This window comes from Flavobacterium sp., assembly GCF_046155325.1.
GTDB lineage: Bacteria > Bacteroidota > Bacteroidia > Flavobacteriales > Flavobacteriaceae > Flavobacterium.
On the sequence record NZ_JBJXDQ010000183.1, the window covers coordinates 1 to 5,430 of the forward strand.

The window sequence follows — 5,430 nt, forward strand, 5'->3', positions numbered from 1 at the left end:
ATAAAGCAACGTGAAAAAGTTAAAGATAAAATTGTTTGGACATTAGAATTATTAGAAGAATTAGAAAGAGTTCCAGAAACGTATCTTAAGTATATTGATAATGCTAACGGAATTTATGAAATTAGAGTTCAACAAGGAAGTGATATTTTTAGAATTTTTTGTTTTTTCGATCAAGGCCAATTAATAATCTTGGTAAACGGATTTCAGAAGAAAACACAAAAGACACCGAAAAAAGAAATAAAAATAAAAAATGAGTATGAAAGCGAAAAATAATACTATCAGAACACTTGATCAATTCAAGAATCAACATTATGGGAAAACGGGGACAGCAAAACGTGACGTTCTTGATGCTGGTTATGAAAACTTCAAAATTGGAGCAATGATTCATGATGCACGACTTGAAAAAGGGTTGACGCAGGAACAACTTGCAGAAAAAACAGGAACAACAAAATCGTATATTTCTAAAATTGAAAACAATGTAAAAGAAGCAAGATTTTCAACACTCCAAAAAATTGTTGAACTTGGTTTGGGTGGACATTTGGAATTATCAATCAAGTTGTAAATAGTAAATCGATATGTTTAGATTTTTGAAAAAAATAACTTTCCTTTTAATGATAGTATTGTTCTCTTTTTCAGGCTGTGAGAAAGATGATATTTGTGATGCTAATACTTCTACAACACCTCGACTTGTAATTGAATTTTATGATATAAATAATCCTTCGGTTTTAAAAACCGTTACTGATTTAGATGTAATAGGAGTGGGAATGACTGAAGCTTTAATAAGCAGTAATACTAAAAGCACAATTTCAATACCTTTAAAAACTACCGAAAACACAACAAGTTATCGGTTTATTTTAAATTCAGGTACTCCCTCATTATTGAACGACGATATTATTAGATTTGATTACACGCATGAGAATGTATATGTTTCTAGAGCTTGTGGTTACAAAACCATTTTTACTTTAGACCCAATAAATCCTTTCACCCATACCGATGCAACCCTTGCTGATGGGCTTTGGATGAAACAAATTATTATCACCGAAAATAATATTGATAACGAAAATGAGACTCATGTTAAAATATATTTTTAGTTTAAGCCTTCTGATGTCTCTCTTTTTGGTTCAAGCTCAAGAGGTTGAAAACCCAAAAAAAGATAGTATTGCACCAAAGGTAAACCGTTTCGGACTGCGTGTTGGCGTTGATTTATTCAAACTTACGCGTTCTTTGTATGACAATGATTATAAAGGAATTGAATTTGTGGGCGATTATCGACTCACAAAAAAACATTATCTAGCAGCCGAAATCGGAAATGAAAATAAAACAACTGATGATCCCCGTTTAAATTTTACTACAAAAGGATCCTATATAAAAGTAGGATTTGATTATAATGGATACAAGAATTGGCTGAATATGGAAAATATTATTTCAATAGGGTTACGTTATGGCGTGAGTACTTTTAGTCAAGAATTAAACACCTATAAAACATACAATGCCAATCCTTATTTTGGCGAAATTCCTGTTTTGGTATCGGGTGAAAAATTCAACGGATTATCAGCCAGTTGGATTGAGGTTGTTGCTGGAATAAAGGCAAAAGTGATTAATAACGTCTATTTGGGTTTTAGCCTTCGATTGAATCGATTGATATCAAATAGTAAACCTGCTAGCTTTGATAACCTCTATATACCTGGTTTTAACCGAACTTATGATGGTGATTTTGGAGTAGGCTTCAACTATACAGTTTCTTATTTTATTCCTATTTATAAGAAGAAAGAGAAACCTAAGAGTAATTAAGATATAAAAACTTTCCGCTTAGCGGACTAACTATTAAAAATGGCACACGGATGACACAGATTAAACGGATTTTCGCTGATTAATAAATAAGGTTCTTCCAAAATGTTCTGAAAATTCATTTTTAGAACCATTAAGGAAGTTAATTAATAGTAAGTTAACTCCAAAACTTAATTACCTTATTTCTCTTAATGGTTTAAATCTTCCTTTAAATGTTTTAATTCTCATACAAAATCAAGTAGAACTTTAAATATTAATTCTATTTATGTCAGTTTAAAATCTGTGTCCCATTTTTATTTTGGTAAAAGTAACGGATTGTCATTTTAAGAAATCTCCATTACTCCCTTAACAAACACAATTTTGATAAACAATTTTTCGCCATCTTTGGTTTTTACTGCCTGAAATTTAGGAGCAAAAACGGTTGCTATTATTAAAGCTACTACAGGAATCCAATAGCCAGTTATAGGTGTAAAAGCACCCAACAATAACCTAAGAGGAATAAATAAAATTGCAAAAGAAGCTAGCTGGTAGAAGAATGCTTTGGTTTGATTTTTTGTCATTATTTTAATATATTTAATTTATGCTGTCATGGCCTCTAAGTCACTTTCTTCAATCTGTAACCTGCTCCCAATGCCTCGGAACAGAAACCTGTAATCTGAAACCTGCTATCTGAAACCTGCGGACTTATATCTGACCCGAGCCATCAAGGCGAACAGGCGTAGCAAATTTCGTTCGTTTACTTCCTTCATACATTTCGTATTTTACCAATCTTGCTTCGATACTGGCGTTGAAAAGTTTGATTTTTCGTGAAGGTTTTAGTCCAACAAACTTTAAAGCTTCGAGATTTCCTGTGATAAACCAAGCGTTTGTTCCTGGGTAATTCTTCTTCAAGGTATCGCCAATATTCTTGTAGAATTCTTCCATGTGAATGTCCAATCGCTCATCATAAGGCGGATTAAAAACCATGTGAAGTTTCCCTTCAGATGTTTTTTCGGTATCAAAAAAGTTACGTTCTTCTATAGTTATATATTCGTCAAGATTGGCGTTTTTGATATTGTCTTTGGCTTTTTGAACCGCACTTGGCGCTTTGTCAAAGCCTTTTATAGTATGATGAAATTCTCTAACTTTTTTCATCAAGGAATCCATAATCGAATCGAACAAATCATTATCCCAATCGTTCCATTTTTCGAAAGCAAATTCTTTTCGATTAATATTTGCTGGAATATTGCATGCAATCATTGCAGCTTCGGCTAGAAAAGTTCCGGATCCACACATGGGATCCAAAAAATCACCTTGACCGTCCCAACCCGAAAGCAATAAAATTCCTGCGGCCAATACTTCGTTTATAGGAGCAATATTAGTCGCTGTTCTATAACCACGTTGGTGCAACGAATTTCCAGAAGTATCTAGCGCAACCGAAACTTGGTCTTTATCAATATGAATATTTATTCTTAAATCGGGATGAATTTTCTCAATACTTGGTCGTTGTCCTGTTCTTTCTCGAAATTGGTCTACAATGGCATCCTTGCATTTTTGGGAAACAAATTCCGAATGATTAAAATACTCCGAATGCACCGTTGCATCAATAACAAAAGTCTGGTTGGCTTGCAGTAATTTCGACCAGTTGACACCAGTTATGCCTTTGTATAAATCTTGTTCGTTTCTTGCTTTAAAGAAATATATAGGTTTAAGAATTTTTAAAGCTGTTCTTAATGACAAGTTTGCCTTGTACATAAATCCTTTATCTCCTTTGAAACTTACCATTCTCACACCTTGCTCTACATCTTGTGCGCCAAGCATTTTCAACTCATTTGACAGTATTTCTTCAAAACCAAAAAAGGTTTTGGCAATCATTCTAAAATTATTTTCCATTGTAAAATCAAGTATTCGGTGCAAAAATACACTAAATTTGCAGGAATTGAATTAATAGAAAAGAATAAATGCCGAATTTCCAACAACCATCAATCAATAACGACAAGCCATCAACTAACAATTGGTTTGCTTCTTGGTTTGACACTCCCTATTATCACATTCTCTATAAAGAACGAAATTATAGAGAAGCTCAAGTTTTTATGGATAATTTGACCCACTATCTTAACCTACCAGAAAAGGCAAAAGTGTTAGACTTAGCATGTGGAAAAGGCCGTCATTCTATTTATTTAAATCAATTGGGTTACGATGTTGTGGGTGCGGATTTGTCCGAAAACAGCATTAACGAAGCCAATAAAAATAATAACGAAACGCTTCATTTTCAGGTGCATGATATGCGAGAAGTTTTTGAAGATAAGTTTGACGCTATCTTTAATTTGTTTACCAGTTTTGGTTATTTCGAAAATGATGAAGACAATCTGACCACTTTGAAGGCGATGAAAGAAAGCCTAACCGAATATGGTTTTGCTGTGATTGATTTTATGAATGTCAATCAGGTTATTGCTAATTTAGTCCCTGAAGAACTAAAAACAGTCGAGAACATTGATTTTCATATCAAAAGATATGTAAGTGATGGACATATTTATAAAGAAATTGACTTTGAAGATCAAGGCGAGAAGTTTCATTTCACCGAAAAAGTAAAAGCATTAACGCTTCAAGATTTTGAAAAATTAATGGAAGAAGCTGGGATTTTTTTATTGGATATTTTTGGAGATTATAAGCTAAAGAAATTTCATAGAACTGATAGTGAACGACTCATTATGATATTTAAATAACGTAGTTTCGGTTATCAGTTTATTTGACTATTTTGATAAATTACCAAATAAACAACTGATCGAATAAACACATAAATATGAATTACATTCTACCCTTACTTTCAGTATTACTAGGTTACGGAATTGCATTGTTTTTGAAACCAAAAAACATAACAAACCTCAAATTATTATTGGCGTTTAGCGGTTCTTTTTTATTGTCATTAACCGTAATGCATTTGTTACCAGAAATATACGAAAGCAAAAATCACAACATTGGACTTTTTATCATGTTAGGGATTTTATTCCAAATTATATTAGAATTTTTCTCCAAAGGTGCAGAACACGGTCACGTTCACGGTCACGAAAAAATGCATCAAATGCCTTGGTTGCTTTTCATCAGCCTTTGTATTCATGCCTTTATGGAAGGTTTTCCGGTGAGCCATCATCACAATTTAGCGTTAGGAATTGCTATACATCATTTACCTATTGCTATCATACTTACTGCATTTTTTATAAATGCAAGTCTAAACAAAAAAGCCATTTTTATCTTCATGGTAACTTTTGCCATTATGACCCCATTAGGAACTGTATTATCAGACTATTTACCAATATTAAATAATTATTACACCGAAATCACTGCCGTCGTAATCGGAATATTATTCCATATTTCGTCCACTATAATTTTCGAAAGTAGCGAAGGACATAAGTTCAATATTGCCAAAGTGTCGATGATAATTTTGGGGATTGGTATGGCGTATTTTATTTAATACGAATAGCAATATACATAATAACACTAATTTTGTAACTTTGAATCTTTACAATTTTTAAAATAAAAAATGACTTTCACAAAAACCACCGAACAATCTTCGAAATACGAACATTTAGAAAAAATGTCGGTTGAAGATTTGTTGTCTAACATCAATCAGGAAGATAAAACCGTTCCTTTTGCCGTAGAAAA

General features: G+C 32.7%; 8 protein-coding genes and 1 pseudogene. 7 read left to right on the top strand and 2 right to left on the bottom strand.

What is annotated here, in order from left to right; translation table 11 throughout:
• Genes ACKVOD_RS12335 through ACKVOD_RS12350 form a run of 4 tightly spaced genes read left to right on the top strand, consistent with a single transcriptional unit; the run spans window position 1 to window position 1,791 of the window.
• Entirely contained in the window at window positions 1-273 is a 273-nt protein-coding gene (locus ACKVOD_RS12335) for a type II toxin-antitoxin system RelE/ParE family toxin (RefSeq protein ID WP_409209771.1), read from the top strand.
• Window positions 257-562, top strand: coding sequence for a helix-turn-helix domain-containing protein (locus tag ACKVOD_RS12340; RefSeq protein WP_409209772.1), 306 nt, complete (start codon window positions 257-259; stop codon window positions 560-562). The genes ACKVOD_RS12335 and ACKVOD_RS12340 overlap by 17 nt, the downstream gene beginning before the upstream one ends.
• 49 nt (window positions 563-611) lie before the next feature.
• Window positions 612-1,091 carry a DUF6452 family protein gene (locus ACKVOD_RS12345; RefSeq protein ID WP_409209773.1) on the top strand — a complete coding sequence of 160 codons (480 nt, stop codon included), beginning with the start codon at window positions 612-614 and terminating at the stop codon, window positions 1,089-1,091.
• Window positions 1,063-1,791, top strand: a complete 729-nt coding sequence (locus ACKVOD_RS12350; RefSeq protein WP_409209774.1) for a DUF6048 family protein — start codon at window positions 1,063-1,065, stop codon at window positions 1,789-1,791. The genes ACKVOD_RS12345 and ACKVOD_RS12350 overlap by 29 nt, the downstream gene beginning before the upstream one ends.
• A gap of 320 nt (window positions 1,792-2,111) precedes the next feature.
• Here the strand turns inward: ACKVOD_RS12350 and ACKVOD_RS12355 are convergent, their stop codons facing one another.
• Together ACKVOD_RS12355 and ACKVOD_RS12360 are read right to left on the bottom strand one after the other, a co-directional pair.
• Window positions 2,112-2,348 (bottom strand): hypothetical protein, encoded by a 237-nt coding sequence (locus tag ACKVOD_RS12355; protein WP_409209775.1) that lies wholly within the window; start codon window positions 2,346-2,348, stop codon window positions 2,112-2,114.
• A gap of 124 nt (window positions 2,349-2,472) precedes the next feature.
• A complete protein-coding gene (locus ACKVOD_RS12360) occupies window positions 2,473-3,660 on the bottom strand; it encodes a class I SAM-dependent RNA methyltransferase (protein WP_409209776.1) in 1,188 nt (395 codons plus the stop codon).
• Between the two features lie 68 nt (window positions 3,661-3,728).
• On the opposite strand from ACKVOD_RS12360, the gene ACKVOD_RS12365 reads away from it, so the two are divergent.
• From ACKVOD_RS12365 to ACKVOD_RS12375, 3 genes and pseudogenes are all read left to right on the top strand, one after another.
• Window positions 3,729-4,493, top strand: a complete 765-nt coding sequence (locus ACKVOD_RS12365; RefSeq protein WP_409209777.1) for a class I SAM-dependent methyltransferase — start codon at window positions 3,729-3,731, stop codon at window positions 4,491-4,493.
• A gap of 77 nt (window positions 4,494-4,570) precedes the next feature.
• Window positions 4,571-5,239, top strand: coding sequence for a ZIP family metal transporter (locus tag ACKVOD_RS12370; RefSeq protein ID WP_409209778.1), 669 nt, complete (start codon window positions 4,571-4,573; stop codon window positions 5,237-5,239).
• Between the two features lie 69 nt (window positions 5,240-5,308).
• Window positions 5,309-5,430: pseudogene (locus ACKVOD_RS12375) on the top strand (N-acetylmuramic acid 6-phosphate etherase); the annotation flags it as partial.

Excerpts from the sequence above, each read along its gene's own strand:
- ACKVOD_RS12345 (WP_409209773.1), top strand. The coding sequence starts at position 612 with ATGATAGTATTGTTCTCTTTTTCAGGCTGTGAGAAAGATGATATTTGT.
- ACKVOD_RS12365 (WP_409209777.1), top strand. The coding sequence starts at position 3,729 with ATGCCGAATTTCCAACAACCATCAATCAATAACGACAAGCCATCAACT.
- ACKVOD_RS12360 (WP_409209776.1), bottom strand. The coding sequence starts at position 3,660 with ATGGAAAATAATTTTAGAATGATTGCCAAAACCTTTTTTGGTTTTGAA.
- ACKVOD_RS12340 (WP_409209772.1), top strand. The coding sequence starts at position 257 with ATGAAAGCGAAAAATAATACTATCAGAACACTTGATCAATTCAAGAAT.
- ACKVOD_RS12370 (WP_409209778.1), top strand. The coding sequence starts at position 4,571 with ATGAATTACATTCTACCCTTACTTTCAGTATTACTAGGTTACGGAATT.
- ACKVOD_RS12350 (WP_409209774.1), top strand. The coding sequence starts at position 1,063 with ATGAGACTCATGTTAAAATATATTTTTAGTTTAAGCCTTCTGATGTCT.
- ACKVOD_RS12355 (WP_409209775.1), bottom strand. The coding sequence starts at position 2,348 with ATGACAAAAAATCAAACCAAAGCATTCTTCTACCAGCTAGCTTCTTTT.